This window comes from Streptomyces sp. NC-S4 (genome assembly GCF_054353315.1).
Genome location: NZ_CM135937.1, coordinates 7,866,760 through 7,884,741 on the forward strand (window position 1 = coordinate 7,866,760; position 17,982 = coordinate 7,884,741).

The 17,982-nt window shown below is 72.7% G+C and carries 14 protein-coding genes; 6 read left to right on the forward strand and 8 right to left on the reverse strand.

The window, feature by feature from the left end; genetic code table 11:
* Window positions 1-3: 3 nt before the first annotated feature.
* Window positions 4-1,413: an SDR family NAD(P)-dependent oxidoreductase gene (locus ACXNSR_RS35200; RefSeq protein WP_458639379.1), complete on the reverse strand. Its 1,410-nt coding sequence runs from the start codon at window positions 1,411-1,413 to the stop codon at window positions 4-6.
* A gap of 729 nt (window positions 1,414-2,142) precedes the next feature.
* Between ACXNSR_RS35200 and ACXNSR_RS35205 the strand changes: the two genes are divergently transcribed.
* Window positions 2,143-2,985 (forward strand): MerR family transcriptional regulator, encoded by an 843-nt coding sequence (locus tag ACXNSR_RS35205; protein ID WP_458639380.1) that lies wholly within the window; start codon window positions 2,143-2,145, stop codon window positions 2,983-2,985.
* A gap of 247 nt (window positions 2,986-3,232) precedes the next feature.
* On the opposite strand, the gene ACXNSR_RS35210 is transcribed toward ACXNSR_RS35205, so the two are convergent.
* Entirely contained in the window at window positions 3,233-3,694 is a 462-nt protein-coding gene (locus ACXNSR_RS35210; RefSeq protein WP_458643476.1) for a hypothetical protein, read from the reverse strand.
* Between the two features lie 425 nt (window positions 3,695-4,119).
* Window positions 4,120-5,358, reverse strand: coding sequence for a GNAT family N-acetyltransferase (locus ACXNSR_RS35215; RefSeq protein ID WP_458639381.1), 1,239 nt, complete (start codon window positions 5,356-5,358; stop codon window positions 4,120-4,122).
* A 279-nt stretch (window positions 5,359-5,637) separates the two neighbouring features.
* Here ACXNSR_RS35215 and ACXNSR_RS35220 point away from each other — a divergent pair, with 279 nt between their 5' ends.
* On the forward strand, window positions 5,638-6,009 hold the full coding sequence (locus tag ACXNSR_RS35220) for a hypothetical protein (protein WP_458639382.1): 372 nt from the start codon (window positions 5,638-5,640) through the stop codon (window positions 6,007-6,009).
* Window positions 6,010-6,065: 56 nt separating this feature from the next.
* Here ACXNSR_RS35220 and ACXNSR_RS35225 read toward each other — a convergent pair whose 3' ends face one another.
* Both ACXNSR_RS35225 and lanL read right to left on the reverse strand, forming a co-directional pair.
* Window positions 6,066-7,640 (reverse strand): DUF7405 family protein, encoded by a 1,575-nt coding sequence (locus ACXNSR_RS35225; protein ID WP_458639383.1) that lies wholly within the window; start codon window positions 7,638-7,640, stop codon window positions 6,066-6,068.
* 156 nt (window positions 7,641-7,796) lie between these two features.
* On the reverse strand, window positions 7,797-10,631 hold the full coding sequence (gene lanL / locus ACXNSR_RS35230; protein ID WP_458639384.1) for a class IV lanthionine synthetase LanL: 2,835 nt from the start codon (window positions 10,629-10,631) through the stop codon (window positions 7,797-7,799).
* A gap of 225 nt (window positions 10,632-10,856) precedes the next feature.
* Between lanL and ACXNSR_RS35235 the strand changes: the two genes are divergently transcribed.
* Window positions 10,857-10,982 (forward strand): ALQxL family class IV lanthipeptide, encoded by a 126-nt coding sequence (locus ACXNSR_RS35235; RefSeq protein WP_327739118.1) that lies wholly within the window; start codon window positions 10,857-10,859, stop codon window positions 10,980-10,982.
* Window positions 10,983-11,114: 132 nt separating this feature from the next.
* Here ACXNSR_RS35235 and ACXNSR_RS35240 read toward each other — a convergent pair whose 3' ends face one another.
* Window positions 11,115-11,780 (reverse strand): TetR/AcrR family transcriptional regulator, encoded by a 666-nt coding sequence (locus ACXNSR_RS35240; RefSeq protein WP_458639385.1) that lies wholly within the window; start codon window positions 11,778-11,780, stop codon window positions 11,115-11,117.
* Between the two features lie 228 nt (window positions 11,781-12,008).
* Between ACXNSR_RS35240 and ACXNSR_RS35245 the strand changes: the two genes are divergently transcribed.
* The 3 genes from ACXNSR_RS35245 (at window position 12,009) to ACXNSR_RS35255 (ending at window position 14,543) form a co-directional block, all read left to right on the forward strand.
* Window positions 12,009-12,638 carry a hypothetical protein gene (locus ACXNSR_RS35245; RefSeq protein WP_458639386.1) on the forward strand — a complete coding sequence of 210 codons (630 nt, stop codon included), beginning with the start codon at window positions 12,009-12,011 and terminating at the stop codon, window positions 12,636-12,638.
* Between the two features lie 244 nt (window positions 12,639-12,882).
* A complete protein-coding gene (locus tag ACXNSR_RS35250) occupies window positions 12,883-13,386 on the forward strand; it encodes a hypothetical protein (protein WP_458639387.1) in 504 nt (167 codons plus the stop codon).
* Between the two features lie 41 nt (window positions 13,387-13,427).
* Window positions 13,428-14,543 (forward strand): hypothetical protein, encoded by a 1,116-nt coding sequence (locus ACXNSR_RS35255; protein ID WP_458639388.1) that lies wholly within the window; start codon window positions 13,428-13,430, stop codon window positions 14,541-14,543.
* Window positions 14,544-14,613: 70 nt separating this feature from the next.
* Here ACXNSR_RS35255 and ACXNSR_RS35260 read toward each other — a convergent pair whose 3' ends face one another.
* Together ACXNSR_RS35260 and ACXNSR_RS35265 are read right to left on the reverse strand one after the other, a co-directional pair.
* Window positions 14,614-15,960, reverse strand: a complete 1,347-nt coding sequence (locus tag ACXNSR_RS35260; protein ID WP_458639389.1) for a hypothetical protein — start codon at window positions 15,958-15,960, stop codon at window positions 14,614-14,616.
* 302 nt (window positions 15,961-16,262) lie between these two features.
* The gene (locus ACXNSR_RS35265; RefSeq protein ID WP_458639390.1) at window positions 16,263-17,816 is read right to left on the reverse strand and encodes a hypothetical protein; all 1,554 of its coding nucleotides are present in this window, start codon (window positions 17,814-17,816) and stop codon (window positions 16,263-16,265) included.
* Between the last annotated feature and the right edge of the window lie 166 nt (window positions 17,817-17,982).

The following is a 17,982-nucleotide window of genomic DNA, read 5'->3' on the forward strand; positions in this document are numbered from 1 at the left end:
GAGTCACCACGGGACCTGCTGATAGTCCTTCAGGAGGATGCCGTGGACGGGCGCGCCGGCCTGTCCCTGCACGATGGGGTGGTAGACGCGGGCGGCGCCGTCCACGATGTCCAGCGGAGGGCGCCAGCCGGTGGCGGCACGCCGCTCCCGGGCGGGGAGGGGCTTCTCGTCGGTGACCCAGCCGGTGTCGACGCTGCAGGTGTGGATGCCGCGGGTGGCCAGGTCGGCGGCGCTGGTGCGGGTGAGCATGTTCAGGGCGGCTTTGGCCATGTTGGTGTGCGGATGGTTGCCGGTCTTGTCGAGGACGCTGAACTGGCCTTCGACCGCGGAGACGTTGACGAGGTACCGGTGGGGGTGCGGGGAGGCATCGAGCAGCGGCAGCAGGCGGTCGGCGAGCAGGAACGGCGCGACGGCGTTGACCAGCTGGACCTCCAGCAGCTCGGCGGGGTCGACCTGTCCCAGACGCAGGGTCCAGGAGTTGGTCGCGGCCGTCTCGGGCAGCAGTCCCGCCTCGTCGACGGCCTCCAGCGGCAGCGGCAGCGGGGCTTCAGCCGCCTGCGCGGCAGCGGGCAGGGCGAGCTCCGCCGTCCACGGCAGGGGCGCGGTGCGCGGGCCGGGTACGGAGAACCCCGGAGCGGTCCAGATCCGTGGCGCGGCGAGTGACACGGGAGCCGGCGCGGGCTCGGCGGCGGCCAGCGCCGCGTACGCCGCGGGGGAGCGGCGCAGGGTCTGCGCCGCGTTGTTGATCAGAACGTCCAGGGGCAGCCCCTCGGAGAGCATGTGGTCCGTGAAGGCGAGGACCTGCCGGGGATCGCGCAGGTCCAGGGCGGCGATCCGCAGCCGGTGCCACCAGTCCGCTGCGCCCGGGGCCGCCGCGAACCGGCGCACCGTGTCCTGGGGGAAGCGGCTGGTCACCGTGAGCTCGGCGCCGTCGCGGAGGAGCATCAGCGCGACCTGGTAGCCGATCTTGACGCGCCCGCCGGTCAGCAGCGCGCGCCGTCCGGTGAGGTCGGTACGAGCGGAGCGGCGGGCCAGGTTCTCGTCGGCGCATCCGGGACACAGCAGGTGGTAGAAGTGGTGGACCTGCCGGTAGTGGTTCTTGCAGACGTAGCAGCGCTGGGGGCGGTTCAGCAGGCGTGACGGCCCGGCACCGTCCGGAGTGCGGTCGGGCGCGGCCGGGGCGGGCAGAGCGGCATCCATCACCCGGTCGCGGGCGCCCATCGCGGTGGCGGCGAACAGCTTCGCGTCGGCCGCGGCCCGTTCCGCGCGTGCCTCGGCACGGCGTCGGAGGCGGCTGTCGCGGACGAGCTGGCCGGCGGCGTGTTCCAGCAGGCGGCGCCGGGCATCGTCCACGGATAGCTGCCGCGCCTGGTGGAGCAGGTCCAGGCAGGTCTGTATGCGCTCACTGTCCATGGTGTGCCTTAGGTGTGATGGGTCGTTCGCGGCTCTCTCCACCCACCTGGCGGTGTCCCTCGCGGGCGGACGACCGGGCCACGCGCGCCGAGGGGCGGCCGTGCGCCGGTGAGGATGGAGGAGGCGTGCTCACGGCGGACGCGCAGCACGGGCGCCGCGTCCGGAGGTGGTGATCAGAATAAGCCGTGGCCAGAAAAGCCGGGCATCTTTTCCGCCCGCCCCGCCCCCCGCCCCCGCCCCGCACCCGAGCCCCTCAACTCCGTTCGAGGCCGGTCGGGTCGACAGCCAGTACCTCCACTGCCCGGCAGGACCCGAAGGAGACGGCCCAGGGCCTGTCGTCGAAGTGATCTCGGATTGTGGATCACGGGTGTGGTGATGCGTCGCCATGAACCGTCCGATGCCGAGCGGGATCTCGTGCAGCCGCCTGCAGACACCGCAACGTCGTGGAACGGTGCTTCAACCGCCTCGAGCAACGCCGCGGCATCGCCACCAGATGCGACAGCGCGCCATACTGCCCACGCGGTTCCGACCGGAGTGGAACACAGCCGAAGGACGCTGCCGCGGACGGGAGGGAGTGCGGCGAAAGCGGCGGGGCCTGTCCTGGGACGGGACGTCCACGGCGAGGGGCTGCCCGATGGCCCGTCAGGGTTCGGGGGGTGTGTAGTTGCACATGCCGTAGCGGCATGTGGTGTCGTCGAGGGCACCACAGCACGAAAGGCCCTGCCTGCGATGTATTCCTCCGCCATGCCTCCCCGCGAAGTCAAGATCGGCGATGCCGCCGCCTTCGCCGGAACCACTCCGCGTGCCATCCGTCACTACCACCAGATAGGTCTGCTGCCGGAGCCCGGGCGGGGCGGGGACGGACGCCGCCGATACGGCTACGACGACATGATCCGCCTGCTGTGGATCCGCAAGATGTCCGAGGTCGGCATCAGCCTGGACGACATGCGGGCCGCCTTCGACGAAGACCGGGACGTCGGGGACGTCCTGAGCCGTCTGGAGAAGACCCTGGCCGCCCAGGAAGCCGAGATCAAGCGTCAGCGCGCGGCACTCCGGCGCCTGCGTGTCGCGGGCAGCCCACTGGGCCTGCTCTCCCCGTTGGTCACCGACCGGCTCAGCCACCTGCCTTCCGGCGCACTGCGCCCCTCCGACCTGGACGCCCTGCTGGTCACGGAACGGATCTTCGGGCCTCTGGGAGCCGCAATCCAGGCCGGCGTGTTCATCACCCTGGCGACCCATCCAGGCCTGCGGGCCGAGGCGGACCGACTCGACGCGGCCGACGCCGCCCTCGATGACACCGTCGACCCCCACGACCCGAAGGTCGAGGAACTCGCCGCGCAGCACTTCGCCCATCACGAGGCCCTGCTCCAGGCCATTGAAGAGGCAGGACTGGACGTGGCCGAGGAGAAGCTCTTCGAGATCCACGACGCCGGGGCGAGCGGCGAGGACGACGCCCGGATGAGTGCCTTCGAAGCGGTGACCAAGATGCCCTACGGCTTCTCTCCGGCCCGGACACGGTGCATGGAACTCACGGCACGGCTCCTGGCCGGGGACCTCTCCGCAGACAGCTGATCGCCCGTGTGGCTGCGTGAGAATCCTGGATCGGCCGCCGACACGAAGCCGGCCCCGCCGACCGACAGTTCGGCGGGGCCGGTGATCGTGAACCTCAGCTGGATCGTCCGGGCGCCGTCGAGACCTCACCAGCAACCATGATGCGCTGCTCGGCCCGGCCGAGCCGTATGTGGATGACGTCGAGGCGGCCCTGGTCTTCCGGCATGAGAACCTGACCGGGTTCGTGAGCCGATCCCGGGCGACTGGCTCAACGACTGTCGCTGACCACCTCCAAGGCTTCGGTCGGCCAAGTCGCCCACGTTGGAGTCAGCCCAGGGACTGTTGTCCGGCGCGGGGTGGTGGCCAGGCGGTCCACTATGGCCGCGCAGAGCCGGTGGTCGGTGAAGGCCTTGGTCCAGCCGGAGAACGACTTGTTGACTCGGAAGCCGGCCATCGTGGCCTCCGTGCCGAGCGCGAACAGGAGATGGGACTTGCCGGTTTCGGAGTCGCCGATGTCCGGGTTGGCCTCGAAGTCGAACTTGCGGAGCGACTTGTCGCGGGGACACCCGGCAGCCTTGATGCGGCCCTCGGAGCGGCGGCGGGCTCGGCCGTCGCACTTGCCCAGGAGAAGCTCGGCGAGAAGGCCGAGACAGGACCCGGTTTCCCGATCAGGGCCTCCAGGTCGCTGGGACCGGGGGAGCCCGGAGACGTGGTTCGCGCTCCACGGCACGGCCGGCGACGTGCTCTGCACCGCATCGGGTTCCTGGCCGACTTGGGCCACAGCCTTTCGGGTGTCGGACGGCCACGTGCCAGGAGGCTCGCCCGCCGGGGCCGGCCCATCGGGAGCTTCGATCAGGCAGGCCGGAGCTGGACGCCGCCCCAGCCGCTGCCACAATCCCGCCCCCGACGGCGTACACCTTCTGCTCCCGGATCAGGTCGGACTGCTACTGGCCCGGTACTCCGAACGCTCGCGGCGGCGAGAGCGGAAGGACCAGCCGCGACTCGTCCACAGCGTCCGCTCCATCGAGCGGGACACCTCCCAACGGGGCCGGGACCACAAGGCCGCATGCGGACCGCAGGTTTGCGGCTACGCCCCCGAAGCCGCCGCTAGCACCCCGACGACTGCATGACCGCAGCTCAGTTCGACGGCAGACCTCAGAACGAGTGCGGCAGCCAGGGGGCGGTCTCGTTGCCGAAGGCCAGTGAGGCCGGACCGAGTGCTCCCCTCCTCGGCTCGCCGGCGCGGCCGGCCCGGGCGAGGGCGGTCAGGGAGATACCGCCCAGGTAGACGGAGGCCAGTGACCGTACCGGCACGGTCAGATCGGCGGCCGCGCGGGTCCGGGTGCACGATGCGCCCGCCCCGTCTCCCGCGAGCCGCCAACGGCCCTCGTTCCAGGGGCAGAAGGAGTCCTCCACCTCCAGGACCACGTCGACCGGGGCGCTGTAGGTGCGGGCTTCGAGGGCGGCGCCCACGTCCACCAGCCGGACGAACAGGCCTTCCCGCAGCTGCCTTTCGCACCGGCGGACGTCCGAGACGAGGTGCTGCCACGCATCGTCCACCGGGCGGTTCTGCGCCACGAGGGTCGACGTCAGATCGATCCCGAAGAGGAACCGCCACAGCGCCGCGTACGCGGCGGGGTCCCGGGCTTCGAGGTCGCGCAGCACGATCGTGCCGCGCGCGCCCGAGAGGTCCCACTGCGGAGTGTTGTGGAACCGGGCGTACCCGACCGTCGTCCCGTCCCGCTCCGCGACGACGCACTGGAGCGGTGAGCCGCCGTCGCGGCCGCCGCCCTGGGGCGCGAGCACGGCCAGGCGCTCCCACCCCGGCGCGCGGGCCGGCATGCCGGGGCGGGCGGCCACCTGGTCCGCGTACACCGCTTCGCAGGCCGGCAGCGCGGACAGCGGATCGGCGTACCGCAGTCGCACGCCGTCGGCGCCGTGCCCGGCCGGCACCTCCAGGCGTACGCGCGCCGTGTCGATCGTGGTCGACAGCTGCTGCGTGGCCATGCCGTAGCCGAAGCGGCCGTAGATGCCGGGCTCGGACGCCACCAGTGCCGCCAGCGGTTCGCCCCGTTCGCGGACGTCGTCCAGCTGGCGCCGCATCATCGCGGTCATCAGACCCCGCCTGCGGTGCGTGGCGGCCACGCTCACCATCGTCACTCCGGCCGTGTCGACCGGGGCGGCGCCCGGTACGGACAGGCGCAGCGAGAAGGCTCCGGCCGTACCGACGCACGCGTCGCCGTCCCAGGCGGCGATGGACCGGTCGTGCTCGGTGAGGCCCTCCCACAGCTCGCGCGTCTCCGGAGGCGTGGGCGGGCCGCCGAAGGCCCGCTCCAGGGTCCGGTACCAGGTGTCCCATTCCTGGGCCCGCAACGTCCGCAACTGTGGCGCCATGAGCCACGTCTACCAGGGGTTTCGTGCGGCGGCGGCCTTACGGGGCGGCGGTGCCACCCGACTGGTCCACCGGTTGGATCCGGCCGCGCCGCCGAGGCGGGGGCTTGACGGCCCGCGGCGAAGATATGACACTCGGAGTGCAAGTTGTTTTGTCTGTTTTCGTAGTCAATCCTTGCTCTGTGTAGTGAAAGGCGAGACATGTCCGTCTACAGCGCCCGAGCGTGTTCCCGGCCGAGCCGGACCGGGACGCGTGCACGGTCCGCCCGGTCTTCCCGGTCCATGCGCACCCTCGCCTACGCCGCCGCGGGCGCGGCCGTGGGCGGCATCTGGGCCCTCGGCGGCGACATGCCCGCGTGGGAGCACGCACTGCGCGTCCTCGTGGTGGTGCTCTGCGTCAGCGTGGCCGGGCGTCTTGCCGGCCGCCGTCTCGCCCGCACCGGGAGGACCCCGGTCGACCGCGGCCTGTTCTTCGGTCTGGTGGCGGCGAAGGTGCTCCTCGTGGCCGTGGCCCTGCTCGTCGACCGGCTCGCGGGCCTGTGGTTCTCCGAGCCGGCTCTGATCACCGCCGGGTTCCTGTTCGTCCTGGTGACCGCCGGCGGTCCCGCCCTGCACGGCCGGCTGTCACACGGTGCCGGCCGCCCCCGGTCGTGATCCGTACGGCCGGGCCGCTGCGGACCGACATCGGTACGCAGCGGCCCGGCCGCGCCTCAGAGGAATTCGACGAGGGGGAACGCCCGGTGGCGACGCGGCGGAGTCAGGAAGTTCTGGCGCCGCGTCGCCGTCAGGAACCGCTCCAGCCCGTTCTCCTCCTCGGGCACGCCGTGGGCCGCAGCCAGGTCGAGCGAGGCCTGATGCGTGCGCATCGTGGCGAAGAAGTCCGCGCTCGGGACGAACACCGTGAACTCCAGCTTGGGCTGGGCGGAGCCGTCCGGTACGTCCATGGTGCTGTAGCCGGGGCCGTCCATGCGGACGTGCAGCGGCCTGCCGTCGGCCGTGCGCGAGGACCGCTGCAGGCAGGAGAGGTGGCCGATCCGGTGCTCCCCGTCCGGGGTGCCCCGGCCCTGGGCGCTCAGCAGGGCGTCGTCGGTGCCCTGGAAGGTGTTCGGCAGGAAGGCGGGGCCACCGCCGTCGGTGATCTGGTCGGCGTTCCCCGGTGAGGGCGGCGGCGTGGAGCGGAACATGTACTGGACGCGTTCCGTGAACGAGGCGTCGTCGCCCGGCACGCCGGCGTCGTCGACGTCGTAGAACTGCTGGAGGTCCATGAGGACGTGCGACAGGTGCTGGACGGCGCCGTGGTCGAAGTAGGAGCCCGGCTTCGCCGTGGTCAGGCCGCTCCCCCGGAAGGTGACGCCGTCGGCGGCGGCGGTTGCGGCGGTCTGCTGGTCGGCGAAGCCCATCCACATCGGTGAACGCGGGTTGACCATGAAGGCGTAGGGCAGGGACGCGTCGTCCGCCAGCTTCCTGGGCAGGCCGATCTGGGTGAACATCGCCCGGGCGGAGGTGAAGGACAGGAGGTCGGAGAGGGCCGGTGAGGGCTGGGGCCGGCCGGCGAGGGTCTGACTCCCGCCGAGCCACCGGACCACGTCCTGGACGTGGGCTGCGTGGTCGCTGCGCAGGGTGAGCAGCAGGTCGTTGCCCTCGATCGAGACGGGTACGTGGAACCGGCGTTTGACGATCCCGTGGTTGGCGGGGGACACGTCCGTGGGGCCGGGCACCGCTTCCTCCAGCACGTACCGGTGCGCCGCCGAGCGCAGGCGCGGCATGTGCGCGGACACCAGCGGGCCCTGCAGTCCGCCGGGTAATCGTCCGAAGTACGGAAGGCCGTACGCGAGGAACGTGAACACGCCGGCGGGGCTGAAGGGGTACGCGCGCTCGATGGCGGCCAGTGCCCCGGTCAGCTTGACCTGGTCGATGCGGGTGGGCGGCCGCAGCAGGCGGGCGGTCACGAACAGCGTGTGCACGGGGCCGAACTGCACCTGGACCCCGTCGACGTCGGTGACCGGTGCGATGAAGTCCGCGATGTCGAACTGGATGTCGGGCAGGGGAGGTGCCTGGACGGCCCCGTCCCCGCCCGTCGCCGCGAGCGCGGCGTTCCTCGACGGAATGACCGAGGACTGTCCGAGCAGTTCCAGACCGGCCACGGCCGCGGCCAGTACGCCGCCCCGCAGCACGCCGCGGCGGGTGCGTCCCGTCGCGCCGTGCGGGTCGGGCCGGGGGGCGGCGGTCGGGGGCCGCGGCTCGGACGGGCTCGGGTCTGCTGTCTTCTGGGCGTCGTCCGTCACGTCTTCCACTCCTGGATACGGGGCGGTCCCGGCGGCCGGCCGGGCCGTGGGCTTGAACGCGGCACGCCTCCCGCACGCGGAGGGCAGCCTTGACGCGCATTGATTGCACTCTCAGTGCAATCAACATGCTCAGGATACGCACGGCACCGCGCGCTGTCAGGGGTTCGGGCCCACGCCCGTCGGTTCCACCGGTGGCTCGGCCGCCCAGGGTGCCGTCCACGGGCGTGCGCCGCCGTGGCGCAGGCGCAGGAGGAAGTCGAGGATCCCCGCCGCCCCGTTGCCGTACTCGGCGCCGCTCGTGGCGTCGGCGACGAGGCGCAGCCCGTCGGACTCGCAGTGCTGGGCCTCGATGACCGCGGCGATGCCCTCGGCCTGCGTGCGGTAGCGGGCCTCTCCCGTGAGGTCGGCCATGTCCAGGAGGAAGTGGCCGGTCCCCGCGTTTCCGCAGCACGCGCCCGCGATCGCACGCCACGGATCGCTGACGGCGGCCGCCGCGGCCCGCTCGGCGAGATCCGCGAAGCGCCGCCGGCCCGTGGCCGACCACAGCCGGACGAGGAATGTGCCGATGCCCGTGGGTCCGTTGCACCACTGCGTGGCCGGCCGGAGCTGCGGCACGCCCCCCACCTCGGCAGGCCACGCGGCCCGGCCGTCCTCGACCCGGGCGGCCCGTACGAGGGTGTCGCCCGCTCCGAGGGCCGCGGCCCTGAACCGGCCCGCGTCGCCGGAGCGCCCACTGGCCTCGGCGGCGGCCGCGGCGGCCAGGAGGAACGCTGCGACGCCGGCCGTTCCGTGGGCGAATCCGTACGTGTGCGTTCCCGCGAGTACGGAGTCCGTGTCGTGGGAGGTCGGCCAGGTCCAGTTGCCGTCCGCCCGGTCGGCGGCGCCGAGAACGGCATCGGCGCAGGCGAGGGCCGCGTCGAGGAGCGAGTCGTCGCCGGTCGCCCGCCACAGGTGCAGGCGGGCGGTGCCCGCCCCGGAGAGGCCATGGGTGAAGTCGGGGCTCGGCCAGCGGGTCGGGAGCCGCTCGGCGAACGTGACCGCCCGGTCGGCCATGGCCGTGTCGCCGAGGAGCAGGGCGGCGTCGTGGAGCGCCCAGGCGGTGCCCGAACGGCCGAAGCACAGACCGGGCAGTACCCGGTCCACGCCGAACAGGCGCTCGTCGAGCCAGCGGGCGGCCTCGGCCACGGTGGTGCGCAGGGAGGCGTCACCGCGGGCCTCGGCGGCGCGGGTGAGGGTGGCGAGCACACCGGCCGCGCCGTTCCAGGTGTTGCAGGGATCGCTGCGCGGCACGTTCCATTCCGGGGCCGGCCAGAGGGTGCCGCGCCAGGGGGTCATGGTGCGTTGCAGGTGGGCGAGGCCGTCGTCGAGCAGCCGGTCGATCGCCGTCGGCCGGTACGGGGGAAGCACGGCTCGGGCGGTCGGGGCCGCGGTCGCCGTCGCGGTCGCCGTCGCGGTTTCGGGCGCACCGGCGCGCGGTCCGCCCGGCCCGGTCGGTCCGGCCAGCCAGGCCAGGGCGTGCGGGAGGGTCCACCGGGCGTCCGGCTCGGCCCGGGTCAGCCCGTCGACCAGTTCGCCGAACGGCGCCAGCGCAGGATGCGTGAGGGCGATCAGCGGGAGCACGGGCCGCGGGCCCTGCGGCCGGCCGTCGTCGGTCCAGCCGGCCGCCCACCGTGGATCGAGGTCGGTCAGGACGGAGAAGAGGACCACCCCGAGGCTGAAGCGGTCCGCCTCCGGTCCGGCCACCCGGGCGGCCTCCGCGGGTGACGCGTGCAGGCCCAGGGCTCTGACCTCGGGTGCGGCGTATCCACGGGTGTAGGCGGGGGCGCGCTCCCGTCCCGCTTCGACGACGTACTCCGTGTCGATCAGCCGTAGGTCCCCGGCCGGGGTGACCATGACGTTGTGCGGTTTGAAGTCGCGGATCACGAACCCGGCCTCGTGAACGGTCCGGAGCAGGGTCACCAGCCGCGTGACCGTCGTGACCGCCTCGTCCGCGCCCGGCCCGCCGTCCCGCGCGCGGGCCGACTGCCACAGGTGCAGGGGCTGTCCGGGCACCAGGTCCTCGACGAGGAACAAGTCCCCCTGCTCCTCGAACAGATCCACCTTCCCCGGCGTGACCCCCAGCGGAGCCAGCCGCTCCAGCATCCGGGCCTCGTCGCGCAGCCGGTCGCGCACATCCGTTCCGTCCAGGCGGGCCCCGACGTGGGCCCGCGCGTGCTTGACGATGACTTCGAGGCCCGTCCGCCGGTCCAACGCCCGGTAGACGCCGCCCTTGTTCGCGTGCCGGACGGCCCGCACCACCTCGAACCGTCCGCCCAGCAGCACCGGTGCCGCCGTCGTCGGGGCGCCGGGTCCGCCCGGTGCGTCCGGTGCGGCGGGGAAGGGGTAGGCGGCCCAGGGCGGGAACACGAATCCGGCGGTGCGCTCGTCCTTGATCCGGCTGCCGTCCGGGCCTGTCATCCACGGTTCGAGGACGCCGTCGTCGGTCATGACCATGTCGCCGCCGAACTGCCCGTACCGGAAGGAGACGAGGCTGCCGGGCCGCACCGGCCGGTCGGACAGGATCCGCGGTCCGCTCAGCCCGGCCGTCGCGACGTCCAACTCGCCTGCCAGGGCGCGGAACTGGTCGTCGTCGTCCGGGTACACGGTGATGAACTTCCCGCCCGTGCCACGGTCGTGCCAGATGTCCCCGAGGCGTACGACCCGTTCGAGGTCGACGGCGAACTTGAACGAGGCCGTGCGGTGTACGAGCACCTCCGCCGAGCGGGCGAGCACGAGGGCGGCCGACAGCGGCGTGGCCGACACGTGGAGCTTCCAGCCGTGGGCGCGCCGCACGGCGTGATCCGGTGGCCGTGCGAAGCACCACGCGTCCGTCGGCTGCAGGGTCCACCGCTGACCGCCGGAGCGGCCCAGCACCGCACGTGCGACATCGAGCAGCAGCAGCGAGTCGGGGGATTCGTCGCGCGGCCTGGCGCGATGCGGATGCGTGGTCATGGAGGTCAGCGCTCTCCCGGATCCTCTTCGGATGCTCCTGGGCGCGGCTCACCAGTCTATGCCCGCCCCGTTGCGCCTTCCTGTCGGCCGGGGCGGGGCCGTTCGTAAGTATTTGCACTCGAAGTGCAAAGAAATCTCCAAGTCCAGTGTTTTGTCGATTTGTCGGGGTATCGACCATCTGTCGGGTCGAAGCGACCCGAGAGGCTCGAGGAGAGAGGCGAGACGATGAACGGGACGACGGCCGACCTCAACGCCCTGGAACTGCTGCCGCAGGAGGAGGAACAGGAGCTGTCGGAGCGGGACTGCACCGGCTGGTCCACCTGCACCCTCACGCTGGCGGCCGACGAATGACCCGGTGACCACCACCGGCACCCCGCCCGGCAGCCGACTGCCCGATCCCCGCCCGCGAGGCGGGGATCAGCCGTGTACCGTACGGCGATCGGGCGTCGCCCAAAGTGACCGGCACGGACCGGACCGGCCCGCCTAGGACGTCTCCGGCCGGTCGGTGGTGGCGAGCAGGGCGTGCACGGCCGTTTCCATGGTGCCGGCCGCCGCCTCGGCGCTCAGGCCGCTGCTGCGCCAGTGGTACCAGGCGCCCCAGGTCGTCACCGCGTCCAGCCCGTGGAGCACTTCGGCCCTGCGCTCGGCGGGCAGACGTTCGAGTTCCTCCGCGAAGATCTCGGCCAGGCGCGCCCGGGCCAGGTCCAGGACCTCCCGGGTGACCTCGGCGACGCGGCCCCCAGGGGCTTCCAGGCGCATCAGGGTCAGTTGGGCCGGCGTGATCCACTCCAGGATCCTGGCCCGCTGTTCCGTCAGGGCCGCCACCCGGGTCTCGCGCGGACCGGACGTCGGAAGCGGCCTGATCTGCTCGATCAGCTGCTCCAGCCGACGGGTGATGGCCGTCTCCACCAGTTCGGACATGTCGGCGAAGTGGTGGAACACGAGGCGTCTGGACACGCCCGCACGCTCGGCGACCCGCTCCGCGGGGAAGCTGGATTCCCCGTCGTCGAGCAGGGACAGTACGGCCTCGGCGATCTTCACCCGGGACTGGCGGCCGCGCTCGGCGCGACCGTCCGGGGCGCGACCGTCCGGGGCGCGACCGTCCGTGGCGCGGCCCTCGGACCGCGGTCGCCCGGCCGACTGGTTCACGGCGCCCCTCCCCACTTCGCTGGGTGCCATTGTCGCAAACGAACCGAAGCAACTCCCCCTGGCGGCGCGGTGCCGGCCGCGTGCCGACCGTACGGGTGGCGGAGGGCGACCGTCCCGGGGAGCCGCGCGGCGCGTCCGTTTCGTGCGGCACGTACGCGTCTACGAATCGCGGGCCGGTGTTCGAAGAACAGGCCGGCGCCCCTCCCTTCCGAAGGAGACCTTCCCACCATGCCCAGAAACCCGCGATGGCTCGTCGCGCTGGCAGCCGGAGCCGCAGTGCTGAGCGCGGGCCCGGCCGTGGCGTCGGCAGCGCCGCCGGCCGCGGTCAACCCGGCCCCCTTCTCCACCATCGTCGTCGACCGCAGCACCGTGGCGCACGGCGAGAGCTTCACCGTGTCCGCCGGCCGCTACTGGCCGAACGAGGAGGTGTACGTACGGCTGGTCCCGGAAGGCCGGGCCGACGAGACCCGCGCCGTGGAAGGGTTCGACGGGGAGGGCGACCTGCGCGCCGGCAGGCGCATCGTCACCCTCGCCATCCTCCTCGCGAACGCCGACGGAGAGGTCTCCGGCACGGTCCGGGTCCCCGAGCGGCACGGCCGATACCACCACCTCCGGGGCGAGTACCGCCTGGAGCTCGCCGGGCACGGATCCCAGCTGTGGCAGTCGATCCCCTTCCGGGTGATCCCGGCCGGGTTCGGCGGACACCATGAGCCGGGCCACGGCCAGGCCGAGAAGCCCGGTCACGACACCGGCGACGACCCCGCTCAGGGTTCCGGCCAGGGCCCCCACGAGGAGTCGGACACGAAGCCCCACGAGGCCGCGCCGGAGGCCGCGCCGGAGAAGTCCCCCGAGGACTGACCCGGCACGACGGCGCCCCCGGCCTCATGGCCAGGAAACCTACTGGGCCGGGCGCCGTACGACAGTCACTCAAAAGGGAGCAGAGCGGACGCGGGTGACCCCTCGGAGGGTAACGATGCCGCGACTGCTCTCCTCTCTCCCCCTAGAAAGCAGAAGCTCTTTGATGCGCTCTGATCTCCCTCGGCGCGGCCGTTCGTGGTTGCCCCCCGGTCGGCGGATCCCGCATGTCTGCGGGGCCCTCGTCGTGCTCACCGCGGCCGTGTCCGGGCTGGCGGGCACCGCGGAAGCCGCCCCCGTGCGGACAGCGAGCTCCTCGGCCGTGGCACAGGCGGACCCCGGACCGCCGAACAGGCTCTGTCCGCCCTGGGTGGACTGCGGCCCCCTCCTGCCGGGCCCGCCGTACGGCCCTCCGCCGCACCACGAGGACGGACCGCCGCCCCACGAAGGTCATGACGGGCACGACGGGCACGACGGGCACGACGGGCACGGCCGCCCGGGTCCCTCCGGGCCCGCGTCCACCACCGAGGTCGTCGGTGATCCCGTGACCGTGGCCCCCGGCAACGAGGGCACCGTCTTCGCCACCTGCCCTGCCGGGAGCACCCTCGTCAGTGGCGGATACCTGATGAGCGGCGCGATGCAGGTCCTGCTCACCTCCCGGGCGGCGACCCCCGACACCTGGACCGTCACCGTCCTGAACTCCACGACGGCGAGCGCCACCGTGGCGGCCGTCGCGCAATGCGCCCCGTGACAGCACTCCGGGCCCATCCGCCCGCCCCTGAAGGGAACTTCATGCTCAGATCGGAAAGGGTCGTCAAGGTTCTGGGGGCGGGCGCATGCCTGGTCTCCGTCCTGGCACTCTCCGCACCGACCGCCTCCGCCACGACCACCGCCATCGACTGCGGCGAGATCCAGACCGGTGTGGTGTCCTGCCTGCTGCCGGACGGTGCGTCCTCGTACGACACCACGGCTCTGCTGGCGGCCGCCCAGGCCGCGACCCAGACGTCGCTGTCCACGACCACGCCCATGGTGATCACGGCCTACGGCGGTGCCGGACGGTACGGCAGCAACGGCGGTGGCCTCTACCGCGGCGGTGACGGCGGCTACGGTGGCAGGGCACAGACCGTGACGTCGATCGCGAGCTTCCAGGCCGCCTACGGACAGACCCTGTACTACTACGTCGGCCAACTCGGCGCGACCTCCGCCGGCGGCCGGGGCGGTGCCTCGACCCTGGTCTCCAGCGTGGACCTGACCACGCAGAGCCCGTGCATCGCGGGATACGGCACGTGCACCACGACCAACCTGCTCGCCGATGCCGGCGGGGGCGGTGGCGGCGGCGAGGGCAATGCCAACGGGAACGGCGGTGACGGCGGCAACGGCGGCACCGCGGTCTCCGGGCAGATCATCTCGGCCGGATCCGCGGGCGCCGACGGCAAGGCGGCCACCGGCACCCTGACCCGTACGGGTGCGGGCGGCAAGGGCGGCAGCAACGGCGACGGCGGCGACGGCGGCCGTGGCGGCTCCGGAGTGGACCAGAAGGCCGGGACCAGCGGCATCGACGGCATCGGTGGTCTGGGCGGGCCCGTCCACACCGGCAACGGCCCCAATGCCGGGGCGAGCTGGACCAACAACTCCTCCCTCTCCTTCGCCAACGCCGGGCAGGGCGGCGAGGGCGAGTGGCGGACCAACCGCACCAACTACGGCAGCGGCGGCGGTGGTGGCGGCGGCTGGGGCGGCGGTGGCGGCGGTGGTGGAGGTGGTGAGGCCATCACCGGCGGAGGCGGCGGTGGCGGTGGCAGCTGGGCGGTGGCCAACACCGACACGGCCGCCAGCGTCCCGGCGATCGCCAACGGCAACGCCGGCGGGAACGGCGCCGTCTACGCCACGTTCGTCGGCACCTCCGGCTGACGTCCGCAACGCCCCGCGGCCCCGCCCCCTCTCGGGGCGGGGCCGCGGTGCGTCGGCGGGGGAGCGGGGGTCAGCCGAAGCAGGACGTCACGGGCGCCAGGCTGTAGACGCAGTTCGTCGGCGTGTTGTTGGCGATCGGGGTGTTCGTGACCGAGGTGATCGCGGTGTTCGTCCAGATGCCGCCGGGCGCGGGGGCGTCCGGCGCGACGTTGAACTGCACGGAGGCGTCGGTGAGGTCGTAGGTGCCGGCCGCGTTGTAGATGCCGCCGGCCCGTGAACCGGTGCCGGAGACCTTGTTGCGGTCGATGGCGGAGCCGTTCACGTTCACCGTCGGGGTGTTGACGAGGCCGGCCGTGTAGATCCCGCCGCCCAGCGAGTAGCGGCCGGCGGCCAGGTTCCCCGTGACGTCCGATCCGTTCAGGAGGTTCAGGGTGCCACCGTGGAAGGCGATGCCGGCCCCGTGACCGGCCTCCCCGATGAGTTTGTTCCCCTTCACCTTGGTGTTGTTCAGGGTGAGCGCCGTGCCGAGTGCGAAGATGCCGCCCCCGCCGTCCAGGTCCCCGTGGACGGTCACCGTGTTCCCCTCGATGACGGAGTCGGTGAAGGTCTTCGTACCGCCGACGCCGATGGAAACCCCGCCGCCGACGCCGCTGGCCAGACCGCCGGTGGTGACGCGGTTGTCGGTGATGGCGGTCCCCGTCACGTTCAGGGTGCCGCTCCCGTCGGAGGAGATGCCGCCGCCGATGTCGAAGGCGGTGTTGTGCTTGATGCTGCCGCCGTTGATGGTGAGCGTCCCGGTCGTGTGTCCGATGCCGCCGCCGACACGCGCACGGTTGCTCGTGACGTGGGTGTTGGTGAGGGTGAGCTGTCCATCGGAGTGCAGCCCGCCCCCGCCGCTCGCCCCACCGGTGGTCTGGTTGTCCGAGATGCGGCTGTCGGTCAGGGTCCCGGTACTGGTGGCCCGGAACCTGATGCCGCCGCCGAGGTTCGCCGTTCCTCCCTGGAGGGCGATGCCGGTTCCCGCGAAGGTACCGCCCTCCCTGACCAGCACGGCGCCGCCGCCGAGGTTGCCGGAGGGCTGACCGTTCATGACGGTCAGGTCGTTGAGCGTCAGCTTGCCCTGGGCGACGGGGGCCGGTGAACCCGTACCGACCTCGAACAGGCGGAAGGCCGTGGCGCCGACCCGCTTGATGGTCGCGTGGTGACCGTTGATGGTCACGCCGCCGGTGTTGTTGGTGATGGGCGGGAGCCCGCTGTCGGTCGAGTAGGCGGCCGTGACCTCGTAGAGGCAGTAGGGCTCCAGGTCGATGACCGTGTCGGTGCCGGCGTTCGCGTTCTCGATCGCGGTGATCAGGGCCGCCGTGTCGCACGGCACCGCGACGGCGTGGGCGGGGACCACGGCGGTCGTGACCGCCACGCCGGTCAGGGCAAGGGTGACAAGGGAGCTCAGTCCCCGGTGACGCGTGCTGCGCCGTCTCATCGTCGTACCTTTCGTCAAGGCGTTCGTGGGGCCGTCCGGGGCGCGGTACGCCGACCGGCGCGATGCCCTCGGGCTCCGCCGCGCTCTGCCGCGCACAGCGCCGAGGACGCCGGGACCCGGGGAAGGGGTAACCCCGGGGGGCGCGGTTCATGCCCCGTACCGCGGCGTGGCCGTGGTCTGTCACACGTCCGGTCCCCGCCCGAGACCCGGACGGCGGGTCGGACGGCCCGCCGTCCGGGTCAGGAGTCCGCGATCCTGACGAGACCGCCCACCACGCCGACGTAGGCCGAGCCGTCCCTGCCCAGGGTCACCGGCGCGTAGTGGTTGTTGAACAACGGGCCCGAGCCGACCAGTCGGCTCCACACCCGCTCGCCGGTCCGTACGTCCAGCGCCGTGAGGTACCAGGCGTCGGGCGCTGCGGTGCCCGCCCGGCGGGCGGAGCGCAGTTCGTCGGCGCTGGGGTGCGTGAAGGTGTAGAGGAGGCCCGTGGCGAGGGAGACCTTGCTGACGACGCTGGGAACCCGTTCGGTGCTGTCGGACCAGGCCAGGGAGCAGGTACGGGTGGTGTAGTCGACGTGGACCCGGGCCAGGCCGGGCTCGGTGTCGACCTGGCGGCCGCCGAGCACGCCCCTCAGGAGGGCGTGGTCCTCGACGACGTAGCCGTAGTTGTTCTCCACGACGAGGTCACCGCCCACGGCGACGAGGCTGTTCTCGTCGGCACCCCTTCCCGGGGCGAAGACCGGCTGTTCGCACACCTTCTCCGGCCCGGCCTTCCCGCGCGCCATCACGAGCACCTTCATCCGGGGGTCGGCGTTGTCGGTGATGGCGACGTACCCACCGTCCGGGCCGGATGCCGGGCCGATGAGCGTGGGGGTGGTGCCGCTGCCCCGACCGAGCTGGCCGGGCTTGTGCCTCGCACCCCTGTCGTACGCCGCCCGCCAGGTGACGGCGGGTCGGCCGCCGGCGGACGCGTCGAAGTCGAAGCGGTAGAGGGCGTGGTCGCTGACGACGAAGACGCCGCCGGACTCGTCGACCGCGATGCTGTTGGCGATGGTCTCCCCGAGCAGCACGTGGGTGGAGACCGCGCCGGTGGCCGGATCCAGGACGCCGACCACACCGCCGGCGGTGACGAACCACATCCTCCCCGACCAGTCGGGGAGGACGGACACGATGCCGCTGGTGCCGATCACCGGCCCGAGGTCGTAACGCGCCTGCGGCACGAGCGCGTCGCCCCGGACGGCCACGACCTGAACGGTGCCGTCCTTCGCGGGGACCACGGCCCGGTCGAGCTGGTCGAGGTAGAAGTAGCCGCCTCCGGAGACCTCCGTGGGGCTGGTGCCCGTCCTCCCGGGCAGCGTGAGGGAGGCGACCGCCGCGAGGTCGTGCGGGTCGAGCAGCATCAGCCGGGGCGAGAGCCCGGGGGTCATGCAGACGGTGACGATCCGGCCCCGGGAGTCGAAGGTGACGGAGCCGCAGAGCCCGCCCTGCAGCCTGCTGCGCACGGCGAGGTCGCGGCCGGTGGGGCCGGGGCCCTCGTGGGTGTCGCTCTGGTAGGCGTCGCCGTGCACGTTGCTGGAGCCGTTGGCGGCCATGAACGGGTGCTGCGGGACCGGCGGGACGGTGACCGGTCGCGGTGCGACGGCGTGACCGGTGAAGCGGGGCAGAGCGGCTCCGCGCGGATCCCCGGGGATGGACAGGGCGGGCAGGGCCGCCGCTCCGGCCGGGGCGGCGGTGAGGGGCGGTAACACGGCGGCCGCCACCAGGACGGCCAGGACACGGAGGAACGTGCGCATACGGAGGCCTTTCGTTCGCTGACCCGTGAGGGCGAGGCGGGGAGCTGAGCCGCCCCTAAAATATTTGCACTCTCAGTGCAAGTATGATGATGCGGCAGGGCCCGTCAGGCTGTCGAGAGGGGGGCTACCTGCGTTTTCGTCGCCCGGCAGGCGGTCCCCGGGGCCT

Coding starts and splice junctions, on each gene's coding strand:
- ACXNSR_RS35200 (WP_458639379.1), bottom strand. CDS start 1,413: ATGGACAGTGAGCGCATACAGACCTGCCTGGACCTGCTCCACCAGGCG.
- ACXNSR_RS35205 (WP_458639380.1), top strand. CDS start 2,143: ATGTATTCCTCCGCCATGCCTCCCCGCGAAGTCAAGATCGGCGATGCC.
- ACXNSR_RS35215 (WP_458639381.1), bottom strand. CDS start 5,358: ATGGCGCCACAGTTGCGGACGTTGCGGGCCCAGGAATGGGACACCTGG.
- ACXNSR_RS35220 (WP_458639382.1), top strand. CDS start 5,638: ATGCGCACCCTCGCCTACGCCGCCGCGGGCGCGGCCGTGGGCGGCATC.
- lanL (WP_458639384.1), bottom strand. CDS start 10,631: ATGACCACGCATCCGCATCGCGCCAGGCCGCGCGACGAATCCCCCGAC.
- ACXNSR_RS35235 (WP_327739118.1), top strand. CDS start 10,857: ATGAACGGGACGACGGCCGACCTCAACGCCCTGGAACTGCTGCCGCAG.
- ACXNSR_RS35245 (WP_458639386.1), top strand. CDS start 12,009: ATGCCCAGAAACCCGCGATGGCTCGTCGCGCTGGCAGCCGGAGCCGCA.
- ACXNSR_RS35255 (WP_458639388.1), top strand. CDS start 13,428: ATGCTCAGATCGGAAAGGGTCGTCAAGGTTCTGGGGGCGGGCGCATGC.
- ACXNSR_RS35265 (WP_458639390.1), bottom strand. CDS start 17,816: ATGCGCACGTTCCTCCGTGTCCTGGCCGTCCTGGTGGCGGCCGCCGTG.